The sequence below is a fragment of the Chryseobacterium sp. Marseille-Q3244 genome, from assembly GCF_940807095.1.
Taxonomy (GTDB): domain Bacteria; phylum Bacteroidota; class Bacteroidia; order Flavobacteriales; family Weeksellaceae; genus Chryseobacterium.
Genome location: NZ_CALNWX010000006.1, coordinates 213,918 through 233,241, shown reverse-complemented (window position 1 = coordinate 233,241; position 19,324 = coordinate 213,918). Strand labels below are relative to the sequence as shown.

14 protein-coding genes are annotated in these 19,324 nt (G+C 34.8%); 4 read left to right on the top strand and 10 right to left on the bottom strand.

Going from position 1 to position 19,324, the window contains the following annotated elements; translation table 11 throughout:
- Positions 1 to 27: 27 nt before the first annotated feature.
- Entirely contained in the window at positions 28 to 2,850 is a 2,823-nt protein-coding gene (locus NBX25_RS13080; protein ID WP_250253931.1) for a gluzincin family metallopeptidase, read from the top strand.
- Between the two features lie 56 nt (positions 2,851 to 2,906).
- Here the strand turns inward: NBX25_RS13080 and NBX25_RS13075 are convergent, their stop codons facing one another.
- From NBX25_RS13075 to NBX25_RS13065, 3 genes are all read right to left on the bottom strand, one after another.
- Entirely contained in the window at positions 2,907 to 3,716 is an 810-nt protein-coding gene (locus NBX25_RS13075) for a T9SS type A sorting domain-containing protein (RefSeq protein WP_250253930.1), read from the bottom strand.
- Positions 3,717 to 3,901: 185 nt separating this feature from the next.
- Entirely contained in the window at positions 3,902 to 4,705 is an 804-nt protein-coding gene (locus NBX25_RS13070; protein ID WP_123910116.1) for a T9SS type A sorting domain-containing protein, read from the bottom strand.
- 91 nt (positions 4,706 to 4,796) lie between these two features.
- The gene (locus NBX25_RS13065) at positions 4,797 to 5,591 is read right to left on the bottom strand and encodes a T9SS type A sorting domain-containing protein (RefSeq protein ID WP_250253928.1); all 795 of its coding nucleotides are present in this window, start codon (positions 5,589 to 5,591) and stop codon (positions 4,797 to 4,799) included.
- A 150-nt stretch (positions 5,592 to 5,741) separates the two neighbouring features.
- Here NBX25_RS13065 and NBX25_RS13060 point away from each other — a divergent pair, with 150 nt between their 5' ends.
- Positions 5,742 to 8,969, top strand: a complete 3,228-nt coding sequence (locus tag NBX25_RS13060; protein WP_123910114.1) for a DUF8818 domain-containing protein — start codon at positions 5,742 to 5,744, stop codon at positions 8,967 to 8,969.
- A 72-nt stretch (positions 8,970 to 9,041) separates the two neighbouring features.
- Here NBX25_RS13060 and NBX25_RS13055 read toward each other — a convergent pair whose 3' ends face one another.
- The gene (locus tag NBX25_RS13055) at positions 9,042 to 10,817 is read right to left on the bottom strand and encodes a T9SS type A sorting domain-containing protein (protein WP_250253926.1); all 1,776 of its coding nucleotides are present in this window, start codon (positions 10,815 to 10,817) and stop codon (positions 9,042 to 9,044) included.
- Positions 10,818 to 11,013: 196 nt separating this feature from the next.
- Between NBX25_RS13055 and dusB the strand changes: the two genes are divergently transcribed.
- The gene (gene dusB, locus NBX25_RS13050; protein WP_123910112.1) at positions 11,014 to 12,009 is read left to right on the top strand and encodes a tRNA dihydrouridine synthase DusB; all 996 of its coding nucleotides are present in this window, start codon (positions 11,014 to 11,016) and stop codon (positions 12,007 to 12,009) included.
- Between the two features lie 55 nt (positions 12,010 to 12,064).
- Here the strand turns inward: dusB and deoC are convergent, their stop codons facing one another.
- The 5 genes from deoC to NBX25_RS13025 form a co-directional block, all read right to left on the bottom strand.
- Entirely contained in the window at positions 12,065 to 12,808 is a 744-nt protein-coding gene (deoC, locus tag NBX25_RS13045; RefSeq protein WP_250253925.1) for a deoxyribose-phosphate aldolase, read from the bottom strand.
- A gap of 4 nt (positions 12,809 to 12,812) precedes the next feature.
- On the bottom strand, positions 12,813 to 13,283 hold the full coding sequence (locus NBX25_RS13040) for an Lrp/AsnC ligand binding domain-containing protein (RefSeq protein ID WP_002976659.1): 471 nt from the start codon (positions 13,281 to 13,283) through the stop codon (positions 12,813 to 12,815).
- A 27-nt stretch (positions 13,284 to 13,310) separates the two neighbouring features.
- Positions 13,311 to 14,246, bottom strand: a complete 936-nt coding sequence (locus NBX25_RS13035) for an endonuclease/exonuclease/phosphatase family protein (RefSeq protein ID WP_123910110.1) — start codon at positions 14,244 to 14,246, stop codon at positions 13,311 to 13,313.
- Positions 14,247 to 14,623: 377 nt separating this feature from the next.
- Positions 14,624 to 15,295, bottom strand: a complete 672-nt coding sequence (gene trmD / locus NBX25_RS13030; protein ID WP_250253924.1) for a tRNA (guanosine(37)-N1)-methyltransferase TrmD — start codon at positions 15,293 to 15,295, stop codon at positions 14,624 to 14,626.
- Positions 15,292 to 16,554, bottom strand: coding sequence for an NAD(P)/FAD-dependent oxidoreductase (locus NBX25_RS13025; protein ID WP_250253923.1), 1,263 nt, complete (start codon positions 16,552 to 16,554; stop codon positions 15,292 to 15,294). The genes trmD and NBX25_RS13025 overlap by 4 nt, the downstream gene beginning before the upstream one ends.
- Before the next feature lie 65 nt (positions 16,555 to 16,619).
- Between NBX25_RS13025 and NBX25_RS13020 the strand changes: the two genes are divergently transcribed.
- Positions 16,620 to 17,483, top strand: coding sequence for a glycoside hydrolase family 25 protein (locus NBX25_RS13020; RefSeq protein ID WP_250253922.1), 864 nt, complete (start codon positions 16,620 to 16,622; stop codon positions 17,481 to 17,483).
- 152 nt (positions 17,484 to 17,635) lie between these two features.
- Here NBX25_RS13020 and NBX25_RS13015 read toward each other — a convergent pair whose 3' ends face one another.
- Entirely contained in the window at positions 17,636 to 19,291 is a 1,656-nt protein-coding gene (locus NBX25_RS13015; RefSeq protein WP_250253921.1) for an alpha/beta fold hydrolase, read from the bottom strand.
- Positions 19,292 to 19,324: the final 33 nt, after the last annotated feature.

Here is a 19,324-nt window from a genome sequence, read left to right as displayed (position 1 = left end):
GCTATATTTGAGCTTTATCACGGATATTTGAAAAAGATCAGCATTTGCCTTATTTTGTTTTGTGGAGTTATACACGTTTCTGCACAGAAAGACAGTATATACATTGGAGCAAAACTTTCTCCTGACAGGAAAACCCTTGAGGTGAATCAGGAGATTGTTTATTACAATCATTCTGATAAAGACCTGCAGACGATAAAACTTCTGAACTGGATTTCGGCTTATAACAAACGCGGAACATCCTTAGTCTACAGAAAATTGGAAGACCGAAATAACGATTTACATTTTGCAAAAGACCATGAACTGGGAAAACTTCTGGAGCTCAATATTAAAGATTCAGGAAACCAGGAAATACCCGTCAATGCAATTTCAGATGAAAATCTTTTTCTTCCTCTTAAACAGGCATTACAACCAGGTGAAAGTATCACCCTGCAGTTACACTACCGTATGCAACTTCCCGATAAAAAATTTACGGAATATGGGACATCCGGTCAGAACACTGCCTTAAAATATTTCTTTATTGTTCCGGATCATTTTGATCCGGACAATATTTCTGAAAGAAAATACCATGACATTGAAGAATCGGTAAGTTTCAATACTTTCTGGACCGTCAATTTTGATATTCCAGTCAACAGTTTTATCGAAAGTAATCTGCCACAGATTCAAATGAATTCTTTTCAGGGATACCTGGATTCAGATCCTGAATTTTCAGTTTCTTTCAATACTTACCCGGTCATAAAAACCAATATTGATGGTACAGATACTGAAATTAAGTTTGGCTATAATATCAAACCTGATGAAAAACAAAATCTGGAATTTTACTTACCTCTTCATTTAAAATTTCTTAAGGAAAAAATAGGGTCTCTTCCGAAAAGTATATTTATCTCAGATAAATTCAGAGCAAAAGAAGACTTCTTCGGAAATAATGATATCACTTTCTGGAAATTCAGATTCCCTTTATTTACAGATGCTGAAAAAACTGATCTTGATTACTTTGGAATCATTACCAAAAAAGTTCTGGATGAAAAGGTCATTGCCGATAAACAAGAAGACCATTGGTTCAAAAATGGTCTAAAATCCTATCTTGAAATCCAGTACCTTAAAAAATTCTATAAAGACACCAAGCTTCTAGGGATGTTACCGGAAGCCAAAATTCTTGGTATCAAACCTTTAAAATTATTTCATGCATCTAAGGTAAAGCTTCTGGACCGTTATGGACTGTCTTACCAATATATCATGCTTCAAAATCTGGATCAGAAGATTGATGAGAATTTTACAAGTCTAAGTAACTTTAATGATATGGCTATTAGTAGTTTTGAGACAGGAAGCCTGTTCAATTATTCTGCTGATAAAATGGGTGATGAGCGTTTCAATACTCTTGTAAAGGAATATCTTTCAAAAAATTCAGGAAATAAAATTAATCCGGATGACTTTTTGAAACAGCTATCAGAAAAAGAAAAATCTGCCCATTACCTTGAAAGTTTTTTTAAACAGAAAAACAGGGTTAATTTTAGACTTAAACATATTAAAAAAGAGAACGATTCTTTACATATTAAAATTGCAAAAAATACGGACGCTTCTATTCCGGTAAAATTGGAAACAGAAACCAAAGCCGGTGAAAGAAAATCTTATTGGATAGAAACAGAAGAAAATGAGAGGTTAAAAGAAATTTCTCTTCCTGCATCAGATAATATTTATAAAGTAACCTTAAATAATGATTACATTTTCCCGGAGTCCAGTTATCGGGATAATTTTCTATACGCCAAAGGACTATTTTTAAATACAAAAAAAATTAAGTTTAAACTCATAAAGGATATTCCCAATCCTGAATACAACGAAATTTATGTGAGTCCGAGAGTTCGATTCAATAATACATATGATAAATTTTTGTTAGGAGCTAATTTTAAAAATCAGTCATTTTTTGACCAGAAATTCCTGTATTCATTTACTCCAACATACAGTACAGGAACAGGAAAACTAACTGGTTCAGGAGGTATATCTTACTCTTTCCTGCCGGCTGAAAGCATGTTTAGAAGTATTACATTTGGAGCTTCCGGATCTTATTTCCATTATGATTACAACTTAGCATATACAAAGGGGTCTGTATTTTCAACTCTAAACTTTAGAAAAAATCCAAGAAGTACAGTCAGCAGAAGTGTTGGTGTTTCTTATAATTATTTTGAAAGAGACCTTAGTCCTGCGATGATGGCCAATGACGACTATAAAAAATATAATCTTTGGGGATTAGGATATAGCTACAGTGACAGCCAGATGATCCATGAAAAAAGTTTCAGTCTGAGTGCACAGGGTATGGAAGATTTCAATAAGATTACTGCCGAAGGATTCTACAGATGGGAATTTGCTCCAAGACAAAAGCTGAGTGTCCGTTTATTTGCCGGATATTTTCTTAGAAATGACACCCGTAATGACTTATTCAATTATGGAATTTCAAGGGTATCAAACTATACCTTCTCTTATAATCTTTTAGGAGAGAGTGCCAGCAGCGGTCTTCTTTCACAACAGTTTATCCTTGCTGATGGTGGATTTAAATCATTTCTTCCGGGAACGGTTAATCAATGGATCACTTCTGTAAATGTAGATTCCAGCATATGGAAGATATTCCATGTGTATGCCGATGCTGGAATATATAAAAACAAAAGTTTCCCTACAAAGTTTATCTGGGACAGTGGAATTAAGGTGAGAATCATTCCGGATTTCCTGGAGGTTTATTTTCCGATACAGTCTTCTTTGGGATTTGAACCTGGATTTAAAGATTATGCCAAGCGTATCAGATATACTCTGGTTCTTAATCTCGGAGCTGTCATTAATGCAGCAAGAAGAGGCTGGTACTAAAAAAATAAAGGAACAGCTTATTATTAAGCTGCTCCCTATCAAAAAATATTGAAAAACTAATCTTTTATAATTTTCTGAGAAACGGGAGCGTTGTTAACTGTTCCTGTTATAAAATAGGTTCCTTTAGGAAGTTCTGTAATATCTATATTCTGAGCAAATTTCGTTGGAGACTTTTTGACAACCTGCCTAAAGGTATCGTATACCTTTACATCTTTAATCTGCATTCCGAAAAGCACATTACCATCCTTAACAAATGGGTTCTGAACAAAGCCTGCTTTTGCCGCTCCTTCCGCAGAAAAATCTGCCATATTATCACTGTTATTATCTAAAGTCCTCCTAATGGCTGTTGAAGCTGTAGGAGAAGGAGCCGGTCCATCACCTTTAAACTGGTCTGCGTTGGCACCATAGCCTACAAAATCTAGCACATTGGAAGAAACCGGACTTATCACCTGTACAATATTTCCTGCCAGTGCTAATTTCCCGGATGTTCCTGAAATTTTTATTCCTACAGATTTATTGGGTGTGCCGTCAAAATTAGTAACCGTTGTGGCAATAAAATTCGGTGTTGACAATGCTTCTACTCCACCATCTACTGCTGCTTCCTGGATCAGATAGATTTCTTCGGGTCCTAAAGTAAAATCTGGCAGCGTATGATATTCTGTAAAAGCTCCAATTGCAGGTGCATATTGAATGCTGGCCCCCGTTAAAGAAACCAGTGTAGTTCCTATATTTTTCAGGACAATATAGTTATTTTTGAAAACCGCTCCTGAATTACCATTCCCTCCATAAATCTCATTGATTACAATCTGGGCATTCATAAAAGTAGTCATCAAAGTTAGACCAGCAATAGTAAAGATTTTTTTCATTACAATAATTTTAGGAATAGAGTTATCATAAAAACATCAAAAACAACACCATTTAATTGGAAATTTACAAAAATTCTATCATAAATATATTATATTCTAACTAACAAAGTTTAAATAAATAAGCATAAAAAAATCCGGCCATTTCTTCGAAATGGCCGGATTGTATTTTAATCTAAAACTATAAATTAGTCTTTTAAGATTTTTTGAGATATTGCTTGGTTATTTACTGTACCTGTTACAATATAGTTCCCTTTTGTTAACTCAGCAACGTTTACAGTTCCGTTTTGTTTTACAGAGGTTTCTTTTACAAGTTGTCCAAACATGTTGAAAACTTTTACATCTTTAACATCAGCTCCGAAAGTGATTTCGTTGTTTTTAACAAAAGTGTTTTTTACGAATTGTGCTGATTTAGCATTCTTAAGGTCAGAAACACCTAACGAACCATTAGCAACAGTCTTGATAACTACATTATCTACATAAGCTCTAAAAGAAGTATTTGTAGTCTCAAATGTAACTGTTGAGTTTGCCAGACCTCCAGCAAAGTTTACAGTCTTTGATTCAGGAGTTCCGCTCATTACAGCAGAATACGTTACAGTCTGATCTGCTAAATTAGTTACTTTTACCGTAATAGTACTTGGAGTAGCGGTCCATCCTTTAACATCAAAAGTTATTACTACATTTCCTCCATTAGTTGATAAATCTAAAGGACTTGTAGTCATAGTTCCAACAAGAGAAGCTGTTCCCAATTTTGCCATACCCCCTGCACTGTACACTTTTGCCCCTGTAGGAAAAGTTGCTACTGGAGGAAGAGGATTTGTAGCAGTTCCCGGATTGTAAACATCTGTTCCATTAGGAGCAGTACTACCAGTTGAAGTCGTATTCCCTCCAGCTGTATAACTATCAAAATTTTCAGTTAAAACAACTGTTTGCTGAGCATTTGCCATAAAAGCAACAGCAGCAATTCCACAAATAGTAAAGATCTTTTTCATAAAATAATTTTTTTTAAAATTTATGTGGTAAAAATACAAAAAAACCGCTATTCATTTGAAATAGCGGTATATAATTAACAATTAATTAAAATTACTTTTTAATTATCTTTTCAGAGACGGCTTTACCATTACTATTTCCTGTTACAAAATAAATCCCACTCTGTAGATTTTCTATATTCACAGATCCATTTTCAGAAACAGAAGTTGTTTTTACTAATTGACCGCTTACATTAAAAATCTTAATATCGGATTTTGTTCCAAAATAGATTTCATTTTCTACAGAAGTATTTTTAACAAAAGTATTTTTAGGCTTTACTATTTCTGAAGTAGCTAATGAACCTGAAATACCTTCTACTTTTATGTCATCAATTCTATAGTTTCCTGAATTACTTGTTACCGAAGACCATCTAAAACTTAAAGTTGCTGCATTGCCCGCCTCAGCCGGCAATTGAATAGATACTCCATTATTTATAAGAGACCAGGTAGTAGCTTTTTTATTATAGGTATAAATAACATCATTCCATGTAGTTCCGTCTATGCTCCATTGAAAAACAATATCCTGATTAAAGGCAGTAGCTCCCAGCCCTCCCCATATAATTGAAATATTAGTATAACCAACTGTTGATAAATTAGAGTATGTTAATGTATGAGTAATACCATTTGGGCCCTGGCCAACGAATACCATATTCATTCCTCCTGAAGCACCGGGATATTTAGTTGTTGACGCATTAGATCCATTTGATTTCCAACCATTAGTTGTATTAGTACTTGTCCAGCCAGTTGGTAATGTTGCTGTAGTTCCAAAAGACTCTGACAAAAGAGTCGTTTGTCCAAAAGCAGTAACGGCAAGCATTGCTGTTGCCAATAACGAATAAAGTTTTTTCATGATTATAATTTTATATTATCTATAATTTCGATGACTAAATTACTCTTAATTTTAAGGACTTAACAATATTTGGATTAATTTTCTGTTAATAATAGTTGACCCTCTGCTATTAACATTTTTTAATTATTTTTACGAATTATTTTTCAAGAGTTGCGGAACATCTTTATTCTATTCGTTGTATTTTTCTTTGGCATATTTTCAGGAAGTGCTCAGGTATTTTCATGGAAAAATCCCAACGTTCCTGAAGACAGTATTAAAAAAGACAGTATTCTCGCCGCCAAGCTTGAACAGGACATTTTTGCAAAAGATACCTTAGACTTTATACGAACCCATAACAGAATTGTTGTGGATGAGGCTGTACTTGCTAAAAATGATAAAAAAAGATTTTTAGGGGAGCTTAATTCCAAAGGTTCCATTATTCGAGGGATTACATTTGGTAATAATCAGGGGCAGTCTGTACAAAGTTCCATGGATCTTCAAATTTCAGGACGGCTTTCCAAAGATGTAACCATTTTAGCCAGTATCTCCGATCATAATTTACCTATTCAGGCAGACGGATACACTCAGACTTTAGAGGAGTTTGACAAAATCTACATGCAGCTTAACATTAAGGATAAATCTATTTTGAGAGCCGGGCATCTTGACCTTGTAGAATCAAAAAATTATTTTGCCAAATACCAGAGACGAAGTATGGGAATTCAGTTTCAAACGGAATTTGGGAAAGAAAACAAAACATTTGTAGATATTTCTGCCGGTGTGGCACGAAGTGAATTCCATAGAATCCGTTTTCAGGGAGTTGAAGGAAACCAGGGACCTTACCGCTTAACCGGGAAAAACGGAGAGCAGTTCATTACTTTGATCTCAGGTTCTGAGCAGGTATTTATTGACGGTATTCTAATGAAACGTGGAGAAAACCAGGATTATGTTATCAACTATAATACAGGAGAGGTTACCTTTACCAGTTTCCGCCCTATTTTCCAGCAAAACTTCATCACCATTTCCTACAATTACGCCAACAGGAATTATTCAAGATATTTATTTACCGGAAAATTAGAACATCAGAGAGAAAAATTCAAGGTTGGGTTGAACTGGTTCATGGAAAATGACAACAAAAATGCTCCTCTTGCTCTAAGTTTATCAAAAGAAGATGAACAAATTTTAGCTAACGCAGGTAATGATCCTAACCTAATGTATGCTCCATCGGGAGTGGTTAGTGAATATGACGTTAATAAAATTTTATATCGCTTAAATCCTGCCGGAAATTTCTATGAACTTTCTACAGATCCCAATGAAACCCTTTATCAGGTATCATTTACCTATTTCGGAGCCAACCAGGGAGATTATAAAACAGCAAAAACAACTAATAACGGACGTGTTTTTGAATATGTAGGCCCTAATGCAGGAGATTACAGAGCAGTAAGAAAACTTCCTTCGCCACAAAAATCCCAGGTATTCTCTCTTAATTCTGAATACTTGCTAAACGAAGGAAAAATTGGTGCAGATATTTCTCTAAGTAATTATGACGTCAACCTGTTTTCATCTAAAGATTCCGATCAGAATATGGGGTATGCATATCGTATCTTTGGAAATAAAACTTTTACAAAAAGCTCATGGAAAGGAACTCCAAGTTTTGAGTATCAATATATAGACAAACAATTCCATATTCTGGATCGTATTAATGACGTTGAATTCTCCAGAGACTTCAACTTAGCGCAGGAATTTAATAAAAAAACGCAGAATCGTTTCATTTTCAGCTTTTTAAATAAATGGAATAATAAATCTACTTTAAATTACCGAATCAATTATTTAAATGAACTGGATTCTTACAAAGGAATAAAAAATGATCTTGATTTTGGCTGGATTACCGGACGTTTCTTCACGAAAGGAAATTTTTCCTACCTGAATACCAATGCTACACTTCAGGATACTAAGTTCATCCGTGGTGGAATATCAACAGAATTTACTGGAAAGAAAGGAAGTTGGGCCATAGGAGGAAGTATGGAGCACAATGAGAAAAAATACAATGACACTCAGCTTATGGATGTCACAAGTTTCAGCTGGAAGGAGATCTTTGTTCAGAAGAAAATCGGAGACAGCACCCGCACAAAATTGCTTGCCAAAGTTTATATGAGAGATAATGACTCTGTACGTGACAACAGACTTCAGAATATGAACAATATTCTTGGTTTCATGGCAGAAAGTCAGATTATCAAAACGGAAAAAACCACTCTGAACGCATTAATTCATTACAGAAAATTCTTTTATTCAGGAGCAGAGGGTGATATAACCAGAAACAATGACTTCGTAGTTGGAAATATTCTTTACAATCAACAGCTTTTCAGAAACGGAATGCGTTTACAGGCGTTCTATGAATTGGGAAATGGACAGGAAGCACAAAGAGAGTTTCAATATATTAAAGTAACAGATGGGCAGGGAGTTTATAAATGGACCGATTACAACGGTGACGGTATTCAGCAGCTTGACGAATTTGAAATTGCAGAATATTCCGATTTAGCCCAATACATTAGGGTTTACACCAATTCCGTACGCTATATTCCTTCCAATAAAAACAAATTACAATTGGCTTTATTTGTAAATCCAGCAATTGTCTTTAACTCTGAAAATGCCTTCTTAAAGCGTTGGAATTTTAATATCTCGTTAAACTCTCAAAATTCATTCTATAAGAAAGATAAAGTTTTGGTACTAAATCCATTTGAGAAAAATAGTGATCAGATTCTTAAAAATCAAAATATTTTAACCTCTGTACAATTCAATCCAACCGATAAATCGGGATGGAATGGGAACTATCGATTTATTACGAATGATAATCTAATCAACGCTAATTTCAGTAACGAAGAACGTGAACAGGTTTCTCATTTCCTGAACATCGGATATTGGTTCAATAAAGAGTTCAGAATAGACTGGGAAAATTCTGTTCATGATATCAAAAATTCCTCACAGCTATTTGTAACAAGGGATTATCGTTTAAATAATTTTGAAACCAAACCAAAGGCTACTTACAAATTTACAGATGCTCTTCAGTCAGAACTTTCTTCTGCTTACCGCCAGAAAAAAAGAATTGATGGCGAAGAGTTATTAAAAGCTTTTGATATTACAGGAACCATCCAATGGGAGTTCAGAAAAACTTCCATTCGTGGGAACTTCTCTTTTATCAATAATAACTTTAATGGTAATAACTTCAGTATTGTAGGAAACCAGATGCTTGATGGTTTGAAACCTGGAAAAAACCAGGTATGGAGTGTATTCATCCAACAAGCGCTTAACTCATTTATCCAATTGAACCTAAATTATGAAGGAAGAAATTCCGGCGAAAGAACTATTCACATTGGAAGCATGCAGGTAAAAGCAAGCTTCTAAATGATGATTAATCTTATAAAAAAAAATAGCCCCGATGTCGTATCGGGACTATTTTTTTTATAGATCTTAATTTTATTTTTTGATAATCTTAATAGATTCTGATCCTTTTTCTGTATTTACTTTTACGATATAAACTCCAACTGCCACTTTTCTCATGTCTACTGAAGCTTTCTCAGCATTCACTTCTTCAGCGATCAGCCTTTGTCCTGAAACATTATATATTTCAACATTCTTTATCTTTCCATCATTGTTAATAGTAAGATAATCAACTACAGGATTTGGATAAATGTTTATCTTCTTATTACTGGTTTCATTGACCGCCAGTATTTGTGCCGTAAATTCGAATGCTCCCAAATCAGGAGTTGCAGCATTTCTAGTATTACCATCAGCATCCAATGTTACTTCAGCAACAGGAGTTCCCTTATTATCAAGGGCACTGTTTCCACTATTGGATAGATGAAAATCTGTAGCAGATACAAATACTGGAAGGACGCTCAAAGAATTTGTATTCGATCCAAAACCAGCCTGAATATCCGCCAGAGTAGCTTTTGCAGCCGCTCCGATATATCCTAAGTTACTTCCTGAAGAGTAATAATTGTTATTATTAATATTGGAGAATACAGTATTGGCAGCATTGGAATAGATCACATATTTCTCACCTGTCTGGGTTTGTGAATTTACAAAGATATTATTTCTCAAGTCTATAGCACCGGCACCAGTTACAGTAGAAGAAACATTAAATGCGGCAGGTCTTCCTGCTACATTTTGGCTTGTATTCATTACCACAGTATTGTAGTAAATTTTGAAGCCACCTCCATTATTTATAGCAATACCATTTCCATTATCAACAGCTGCCCCTCCTCCATTATAACCGTATCCTGCTACTCCGCTTATTATATTATTGTATATTAAAATATTGGAAGCAGCATTTGCGGAATTCACATAAATTCCAGCTGCGCCATAGCCAAGGGTATTGGTACTTCTAACATCTGAAATGTTATTGTTGAATACCTTACCATTCATAATATTGGCTCCAATCAAAATACCTGTGGCAAGACTACTAGAGTTTGTCCCTAATACAACGCCTGTAATAGTATTTCCACTGATTTCAAAATTTTGGGAATTCTGTACTGCAATTCCTCTAAATAACATTTTATCAGCAACTACCGTAGAGCCAAAAACATTATTTTTAACAACATGCCCTGTATCTGTTGTAGTATTATTACCTATAATAAAAATACCATTCTGAGCTCTTACGAAAGAGTTATTAATTGCAGTAAAATTATTATTTGGAACCTCTGCAGCCGCTAATGTAGATCCTGCCACAATAATGTTCCCAACGGTTCCGGAAGGAGAAGATCCGGCTAAATTTGTATTTTTGATGGTAAAATTATCACTCCCATCTGTGGTAGTACTGGTCACCATAATAACAGTAGGAGAAGTTCCAGTAGTGGCTACATAGGTATTGCTAATGGTAAGATTTCTGGAAGAAGTTCCATTATTACTTCCGTCAATGGTTACATTATCTCCCCCATTTATCCTGATAATTCCTGTTGAGTTTGAACCTGAAATTGTAGCATCAACTCCAGTGGCTGGTTTTATTAAAATAGAAGTATAATTAGATACTCCTCCACTTACATTCAAAACAGCAGTGGCTGTTTCCGTTACATTTGCTGTAACATTAATTGTTATTGCTCCTTGGTGTGTTCCTGCATTAATGGCTTCAAATGCATTCATTAATGTAGTATAGGTTCCTGTTGCTGTGCCTGATGTGGCCGACAAACTAATCTGTGCATCAATATGTGATGCTGCAATGCTTGTTAATAAACAAAGTAAAATTTTTCTCATATTCTCAATTTTTATTAATAAATATATAAAAATATTCTCACTTAAAAACAAAATTAACTGAAAATAAATCAAATAAAATAGAAAAACATTAAACAAAATTTCACAAATACGCATAAAAAGATGCAAAAACCATAAAACAACAAAAAGCTTTTAAATAGATAAAAATGATTTTTTTAGAATTTCGTAAATTTGCAGCATGATAAAAATAGGCAACATAGAACTGCCGGAATTTCCACTTTTACTGGCTCCGATGGAAGACGTAAGTGATCCTCCGTTCAGACGTTTGTGTAAAATGCATGGTGCAGATTTAATGTATTCGGAATTTATTTCTTCCGAAGGGCTAATTCGTGATGCAATCAAGAGTCGTAAAAAACTGGATATTTTCGATTATGAAAGACCAGTCGGGATACAAATCTTCGGTGGTGATGAAGAAGCAATGGCCATGTCTGCAAGAATTGTTGAAACCGTAAATCCGGATCTGGTAGACATTAATTTTGGTTGCCCTGTAAAAAAAGTGGTTTGCAAAGGTGCCGGAGCAGGAGTGTTGAAAGATATTGACCTTATGGTTCGTCTTACAAAAGCCGTAGTAAGTTCCACTCACCTTCCTGTAACGGTTAAAACCCGCCTAGGATGGGACAGTACATGCATCAATATTGATGAAGTGGCAGAACGTCTACAGGAAACAGGTATAAAAGCCCTTACTATACACGCGAGAACCCGTGCACAAATGTACAAAGGGGAAGCGGATTGGGAGCATATTTCAAGAATCAAACAAAATCCTAATATTGAAATTCCGATTTTTGGGAATGGTGATATAGACTCACCGGAAAAAGCACTGGAATATAAACAAAAGTATGCTTGTGACGGAATCATGATCGGACGTGCAGCCATTGGATATCCTTGGATATTTAATGAAATCAAGCATTTCTTTAAAACAGGTGAACATTTACCTGCTCCTACTATTTCAGACCGATTATTAGCGGTTCGTCAGCATGCTGAATGGAGTGCAGAATGGAAAGGGGAAAGGTTAGGATTGGTAGAAATGAGACAACACTACAGTAACTATTTCAGAGGGATTCCTCACTTTAAGGATTTCAGAAAAAAATTCCTGGAAGTTTTCACCTTAGAAGAAATGAATGCTCTCATTAAAGAAACCCAACAATTTTACGAAGAATATCAGGCTCAGGTATAAAAATAAAAACCATCAATTCAATTGATGGTTTTTTTATTGTTCTTGAAAATCAATCTTAATATCCGCCCGATGAAGCTTCATTTTTAATTAATGCCAATGCTGAGGAAGTTCCGATTCTCTTCACTCCCATACTAATCATTTTTTCAGCATCTTCAGGTGCTCTTACGCCCCCGGCTGCTTTCACAGGAAGTTTCCCGGCATTATCTAACATGATTTTTATTCCTTCAAATGTTGCTCCATTTGGCTTCCCATCTGTAGTCTGATAAAAACCGGTTGATGATTTAATAAAAATATGAGGTAAATCGTTAGCTGAGAAATTTTCTTCTGCCCAGTTCGAAATATCTTTGGTAAGATCTGCAATCTGTACATCAGCCAAGGCTGCAATTTCAATAATCCATTTTGCAATTTTATGGTGTTCCAAAGCTAGCTTTGTACATTTTACAAATTCGTCTTTAACCAATTCTATATTTCCCTGAAGATAGGCATTATAATTAATGACAAAATCCAGTTCATCGGCACCATCTTCGATAGCTTTTGAAGCTTCTGCAAGCTTTTCTTCTACCGAGTATGTTCCTTCATGGAATCCTATTACAGTTCCTACTGCAACATTTGAATTTCTCTCCTGAATATATTTTTTAATCTCTGCTACATAATCCGGACGAATCATTACTGCAAAAATACCATTATCAATAGCTTCCTGAGCAAGTTCTTTGTCAATCTGAAGTGTTCCTTCATGTGAAATACCTGATTGTTCCGGTGTCTTCAAGTAAGTTGAATCCAAATATTGTGCTACGTTCATATCGTTATACTTTCAATTGTCTGTAAATACCTTGTTCCAAAGATATAAAAGTTTCTGTTCTTGTTACTCCTTTCAATTTTTGGAGTTTGCTAAGGATTTGCATCAAATGATCGTTATCTTTACAAAGAACTTTCAGAAATATTGTATAATTTCCAGTGGTATAGTGAGCTTCCACTACTTCATTGATATCATGCAAAGATTTTACCACTTCTGGGTAATGACTTGGCTGATCCAAAAATACTCCGATATAAGAAATCACCTTGTATCCGATTTTTTTAGGGTTTAGGAATGAAATTGAATTTTCAATAACTCCTGCATGCTCCAGTTTTTTAATTCTTTGATGTACCGCTGTTGTAGAGATCCCAACATTCTTTGAAATGTGTGCTAAAGAAGTTTTAGCATTATCCATCAACATGTAAATAATTTCCTTGTCGATGGAGTCTAAATGATAACTTGTGTTGCTCGAATTTTTCATTTTCTACTTTTTTATTATTTATGTTTTTTATGATAAGCTTTTAAACTTTACAAAAACCGGGAAGTGATCGCTGTATCCACCTAAATACCGGGTACCGGCATAAGTTCGGAAAGGTCGTCCTTCAAAATTTCTGGTCCTGCTGCTGATTTTCTCAGAATTGAACACATGAGCATCCTGAAAAGCCAGCGTTTTATTATCAAGAAGAGATCTTGACATAATAATCTGATCGTACAGCAATCCAGATTTATAATGAAAAGTAGAATAATTTCTTGTAGAAAACAACTCCTGAAAAGGATTCATCAAAACCTTCTCATGATCATTGTCATAGAGAATTCGCACTAAATTTTCATCATCCGGGTTTTCGTTAAAATCACCACACAATATAACATGTTCCTTGTCTGTATCCACAATTTTCATGATCCGTTGCCGGACCTCATTTAATATAAAGGCTCTTTTAGGTTTATTAATATCTTTTTCGCGCTTAGAGGGAAGATGGGCGATAAAGACATTAATAATTTCCCCTTTATATTTTATTTTAGAAAAAAGAACATCTCTGGTTGTATCGTAATTTCCTGTGTTTTTATAGGTTATTTCAAAAAAGAAAGTAATGGTTTCAGAGTCTAGAACCTCTACTTTATTTTTATTATATAACATGGCCACATCCACCTTTCTTTCATCCATAGAATTGTAATGTACAATTCCATATTCAGAATTAAAAGGTTCCATTTCTACAAGATCTTCTAAAACTTTCCTTCCGGAAACTTCTGACAATCCTATTATAAATGGCAATACTCCATTTTCCTCCTTCATCAATTGAAATACATGAGAGATTTTAAAAAGTTTATTTTTATATCTTCTCTCATCCCAGTTTCTTAAACCTGACGTTGTAGGATCTAATTTATGAACAGGTTTTGGATCGGGTAAAAATAAATTTTCAACATTATAAAAAGAGAATAGTTCCATCAACACAAATTTCTATACTTTAATTAATATGCTCTTTTTCTAAATGTAAATTTATTATTTTTTTCAAATTGCATTGATCTGCTCACAAAACCAGCAAATCAATTTATAATAAGAAATATTTCAAATATAATAAAAAAAATCAATAAAACTATTTATAGTGAATTAAATTTTCAATTAATTCACTATTCCATTCAATATATCGGAATTAAAATAATAAATAAAATTCAAAATAATGAAAACAAAAATTCAATAAAAAAAACAAAGTTGCTAATATTTTCCTTTTCACACACAATAATAACAAATATTATTCCATTTAATTTCCAGGCAATTTAGAATAAATGAAAAAAAACAGGGTTTAAACAACCTGTAACACTATATTAAAGGAGATCAGGGCGTTTTTCTTTGGTAATTCTTACAGCTTCATCATGACGCCATTCTTCAATTTTCTTAAAATTCCCGCTCAATAAAATCTTAGGAACATCAAGTCCTTTATAGCTTTCTGGTCGCGTATAGATTGGAGGTGACAGAAGATCATCCTGAAAACTGTCTGTTAAAGCACTCTGCTCATCATTTAAAACTCCCGGAAGCAGTCTTATAATAGAGTCAGCCAGTACACATGCCGCAAGTTCGCCTCCAGTAAGTACATAATCACCAATTGATATTTCTTTGGTAATATGAAGATCTCTCACTCTCTGATCTATTCCTTTATAATGTCCGCAAAGAAAGATCAGGTTCTTTTTTATAGAAAGAGAATTGGCTATTTTCTGGTTCAGAGTTACTCCATCAGGTGTCAGATAAATCACCTCATCATATTCTCTCTGGGACTTAAGTTCTGCGATACAATTATCTAATGGTTCTACCATCATCACCATTCCTGCTCCGCCTCCGTAAGGTTCATCATCAATTTGTTTGTGCTTATTGGTTGCCCAGTCTCTCAGATGGTGAAAATGTACTTCTGCCAGTCCTTTGTCCATTGCTCTTTTTAAAATAGAGGTTTTAAATGGACTTTCCATCAATTCTGGAAGTACGCTTATGATATCAATTCTCATTGTAATGTTCCGTTTTTCTTAGTAGGTATAATAATTAATCTTAAGGAAGAATCCTTGTTGATATAGCTCCACATCCAGTTGAAAAATATGGCCAGCTTATTTCGAACGCTCAAAATTAGCATTAAATGGAGAAACATCCAGAAATACCAGGCTAAAAATCCCTGAAATTTTATGAAAGGAAGATCTACAACAGCTCTGTGCTTTCCTATGGTTGCTAAAGAACCTTGGTCATCGTATTCATATTCCTTCCACTCCCCTGTATTTTTCTTCAACAGGTTTTTCCCTAAGTTTTTGGCCTGATTAATGGCTACGTTGGCTACCTGTGGATGTCCTTGTGGATATTTAGAGGTTTCCATATAGGCAATATCACCAATTGCATACACATTATCATACCCTTTTATTTTATTGTACCGGTCTACGATATATCTGTTTCTTACTAATTTGTCTTCAGGGAAACCGTCGATTACATTTCCTGTAACGCCTGCGGCCCAGATTACGTTATTGGATGGTATTTCTTTTCCACTTTTCAAATGTACTTTATCCCCATCATAATCTGTAACCACTTCCCCACTCATAAAGGTTACTCCAAGATCTTTAAGGTATTTTTCAGATTTCTCCTGGGCTTCACTACTCATTACAGCAAGTGGTTTTTCTGTAGAGCTTACCAGAATAATCTTCAAATGATCGAAATTCATGTAAGGATAATCTCTTGGTAGAATATCTTTTTTCATTTCGGCAAAGGCTCCTGCCAATTCCACACCGGTTGGTCCGCTTCCTACGATAACAATATTCCAGTTTCCGTCGTCGCTCCGGCTTTTTTCAATAATCAGTTTTTCAAAGGTCATCAGAACGTGATTTCTGATACTGATTGCTTCCTGTGTATTCTTCATTCCAAAGGCCTTCCCTTCAAGTTCTTTATTACCGAAAAAATTAGTTTTACATCCTGTTGCTATAATAAGCTTATCGTAAGTAAATTCTGCTTCATCCGTAATAACCTTATTGTTTGCAGCATCTATTTCCTTCACATCCGTCATCCGGAATTGAGTGTTTCTGGATTGCTGAAAAATCTTTCTGAAGGGGAAAGAAATATTAGAAGGTTCTATCCTTCCTGAGGCTACCTGATAAAAAAGCGGCTGAAACATATGGTGATTCATCCGATCCAGAACAATAACCTTTTTGTTCTTGTTATTCAATGTTTTTGCAAGCTGTAGCCCCGCAAATCCTCCTCCTATAATGATGATTTTTTCGCGTGTTTCCATAATACACAAATTTACTGATTTTATTTAGCATTTAGTAGTGAAAAAAGTTAGTTTTGCAAAACTTTATGACACCTAAGAAGTACACCAAAAAAACTGCCAAACAGATTCACAAAAACAGACGGAACAGCTATTTTTTCCGTCGGAAGGTGATATTAGCCATCTTAATTGTAGCTTTAATTGGAACCGGATTTTACCTTAAGCAATCCGTAAGCTACTACTATGCCTTGTACTTTAATAAGTTTATCCATAAAAAGCTTCACAACAGCGAAAAAGAAAGCTCAAGAATCCAAAGAATATTAGCCAATAATCTTGATAAGACCTATGGTTTTGATGTTTCTCATTATCAAAACAGGGAAGACATCAAATGGGACAGTCTCAGTATCGGCAACAAAACCATTCCTCTGGAATTTGTGGTAATGCGTGCTACTATGGGAAATAAAAGTGCAGATAAACATTTTGATGAGTTTTGGGAAATGGCTAAAAAACATAACCTGATCCGGGGTGCTTATCATTTTTACAGAGCTGATGAAGACCCGGTGATTCAGGCGAATAATTTTTTAGCGAATGTAAAACTGGAAAGTGGAGATCTTCCTCCTATTCTGGATATTGAAAAAATTCCGAAACGGAAAACGAATAAAAAATTAGTGGAAGATCTGAAAGTATGGTGTAAAATTGTAGAAGAAACCTATGGTGAGAAGCCTATCATTTACACTTACTACCATTATTATAAAGATTTTCTGAAGGGTGAATTTAAAGATTATCCCTTATGGCTAGCCAATTACAATGATGTTCCTACTCCATCTCCTGATGACCAATGGGATTTCTGGCAATTTACTGAAAATGGAATTGTCCACGGAATTAATACGAAGGTAGATCTTGATATTTACAATGGTAGTTCATGGTCTCTGAAAAGACTGACATTGGATTGATGAGTAAGGAAGATGGATACAGGAAATGGAAGTTACTGAAATCCCAAATAACAACTTAAAGTTTGTTTGCTTTTCCATTATTTAAAAAAAGCTCCTTTTCATTTCAATATTGAAATGAAAAGGAGCTTTTAGACTTTCTACCTACTTTTCACCTACTTCTTCCCGAGAAAGCTTACAATATCTGCATTCAGCTGATCTGGTTTTTCAAAAGGAACCATATGGGTGGTATCATTATAGATTTTCTTTTCAGCGTTTGGAATTTGCTTGGAAATAAATTCGGTATGATCTGGTTTAATTACATCTCTATCACCCGCAATAACCAAAACCGGACTTTTTATTTTATTTAAATCATTCTTACTGATATTAGGCTGTGTAAGCATGATCTTTAGAAGCCTGCGTTCTCCAAATGCTTCTTCAGGTGCCATATCATTCAGCTGTTTCATTTGATTGGTAAAACGTTCGATAAGTTTATCCTCCACTCCTTCAGGAAAAGCATTAGCTCCGATGGTTACAAGTTTATTGAGGCGTTCTGGATATTTCAGGGCAAATTCAAGTCCCGTATTTCCACCATCACTCCAGCCAACTATATTTATCTTAACCAGTTTTAGCTCATCTGCCAGCGCTTTTACATCATTGGCAAACACTTTATATGTAAAATCTCTTTTGGAGCTATCTTTACTTTTTCCCTGCCCTCTTGTATCTACTGCAATCACTTTATATTGTTTAGACAGAACGGGAATTTGCTGATAAAAATCTTTAATACTCCCTGAGTTTCCGTGAAGCAATACTAAAGGTTCACCTTCTCCATATATTTCATAATAAAGATCTGTATCTTTCTGTTTCAGGTATTTTCCAGCAGAATCATTTTTACCGTATATGGATTTATCTGCTTCCTCTATATTTTTTGAAGTATCAGTTATCCAACTCTGAGAAACGTCATCATCTGCATAGCTACCGTCATCGTCGTTGGTATCTTTTCCGTTTTTATCCATTTTCACATCAATATTTATAGCTGGTGCCGCAATAGTCATTTTTTTCCAGTCTCCATAGAACTCTCTTATGAATCCTGTTTTGAATAAAGCAGCGCTGATTTTAATGTATCCATTAAATTCTTTTAAAAAATTAACCCCTACAAAGAACTTACCTTTCACCCAAATATTATGGTCATTCACATCGAGAGTATATGTTCCGTCTTTAATCATATCCTCGGTAAGCTGCACTGTTATTTCTTCGTCCAAGAGATTTTTATCTGGAAAACCGTCTTTTTCACTATAGATACTATATCGCATCAAAACGGGTTCTGTGGAAGAATATTTGGCAATATTCAGATTAATGTTTTTGATCTTAGATTTTTTCTTTGTATTAAATTGCAAAGCAGTTTCTCCCAGGAAGCCCGCTTTGTCCCCCGCCGGATTAACAAAATACAAAACACTTTTGGTTTTCGTAGTGACACCCCAATTTTTATCTACTAGTTTTTTAGGCTTAATGGCGATCTCCTTGATTGCTTTTGTTTTCTCATTTAGAAATATTTTCTGGAGATTATGTGTTTTAAAATTCTGTACGGATTCCTCATACAGCTCATACCCCGGTACTTCTATTTTCACCTTTTGCTGCGGATCCAATCCCGTAAGATCTATTGAAAAATTTCCTTTTCCATCTGAAATGGTTCCGGTAGTCTTTTTTTCCACCCCAATTTTTACATAAGGAACGGGCTGGTTTTCATTTTTGGATATAATGGTTCCGGAAATCACCTGTGCGTTGAAGGCTGAAACCGCTAGAATAAAGGATAAAACGCTAAGTTTTTTCATGTTAAAAGTTTGATGCAAACTTATCTATTTTAC

Excerpts from the sequence above, each read along its gene's own strand:
- NBX25_RS13075 (WP_250253930.1), bottom strand. The coding sequence starts at position 3,716 with ATGAAAAAAATCTTTACTATTGCTGGTCTAACTTTGATGACTACTTTT.
- NBX25_RS13070 (WP_123910116.1), bottom strand. The coding sequence starts at position 4,705 with ATGAAAAAGATCTTTACTATTTGTGGAATTGCTGCTGTTGCTTTTATG.
- NBX25_RS13065 (WP_250253928.1), bottom strand. The coding sequence starts at position 5,591 with ATGAAAAAACTTTATTCGTTATTGGCAACAGCAATGCTTGCCGTTACT.
- NBX25_RS13055 (WP_250253926.1), bottom strand. The coding sequence starts at position 10,817 with ATGAGAAAAATTTTACTTTGTTTATTAACAAGCATTGCAGCATCACAT.
- dusB (WP_123910112.1), top strand. The coding sequence starts at position 11,014 with ATGATAAAAATAGGCAACATAGAACTGCCGGAATTTCCACTTTTACTG.
- deoC (WP_250253925.1), bottom strand. The coding sequence starts at position 12,808 with ATGAACGTAGCACAATATTTGGATTCAACTTACTTGAAGACACCGGAA.
- NBX25_RS13040 (WP_002976659.1), bottom strand. The coding sequence starts at position 13,283 with ATGAAAAATTCGAGCAACACAAGTTATCATTTAGACTCCATCGACAAG.
- NBX25_RS13035 (WP_123910110.1), bottom strand. The coding sequence starts at position 14,246 with ATGGAACTATTCTCTTTTTATAATGTTGAAAATTTATTTTTACCCGAT.
- trmD (WP_250253924.1), bottom strand. The coding sequence starts at position 15,295 with ATGAGAATTGATATCATAAGCGTACTTCCAGAATTGATGGAAAGTCCA.
- NBX25_RS13025 (WP_250253923.1), bottom strand. The coding sequence starts at position 16,554 with ATGGAAACACGCGAAAAAATCATCATTATAGGAGGAGGATTTGCGGGG.
- NBX25_RS13020 (WP_250253922.1), top strand. The coding sequence starts at position 16,620 with ATGACACCTAAGAAGTACACCAAAAAAACTGCCAAACAGATTCACAAA.
- NBX25_RS13015 (WP_250253921.1), bottom strand. The coding sequence starts at position 19,291 with ATGAAAAAACTTAGCGTTTTATCCTTTATTCTAGCGGTTTCAGCCTTC.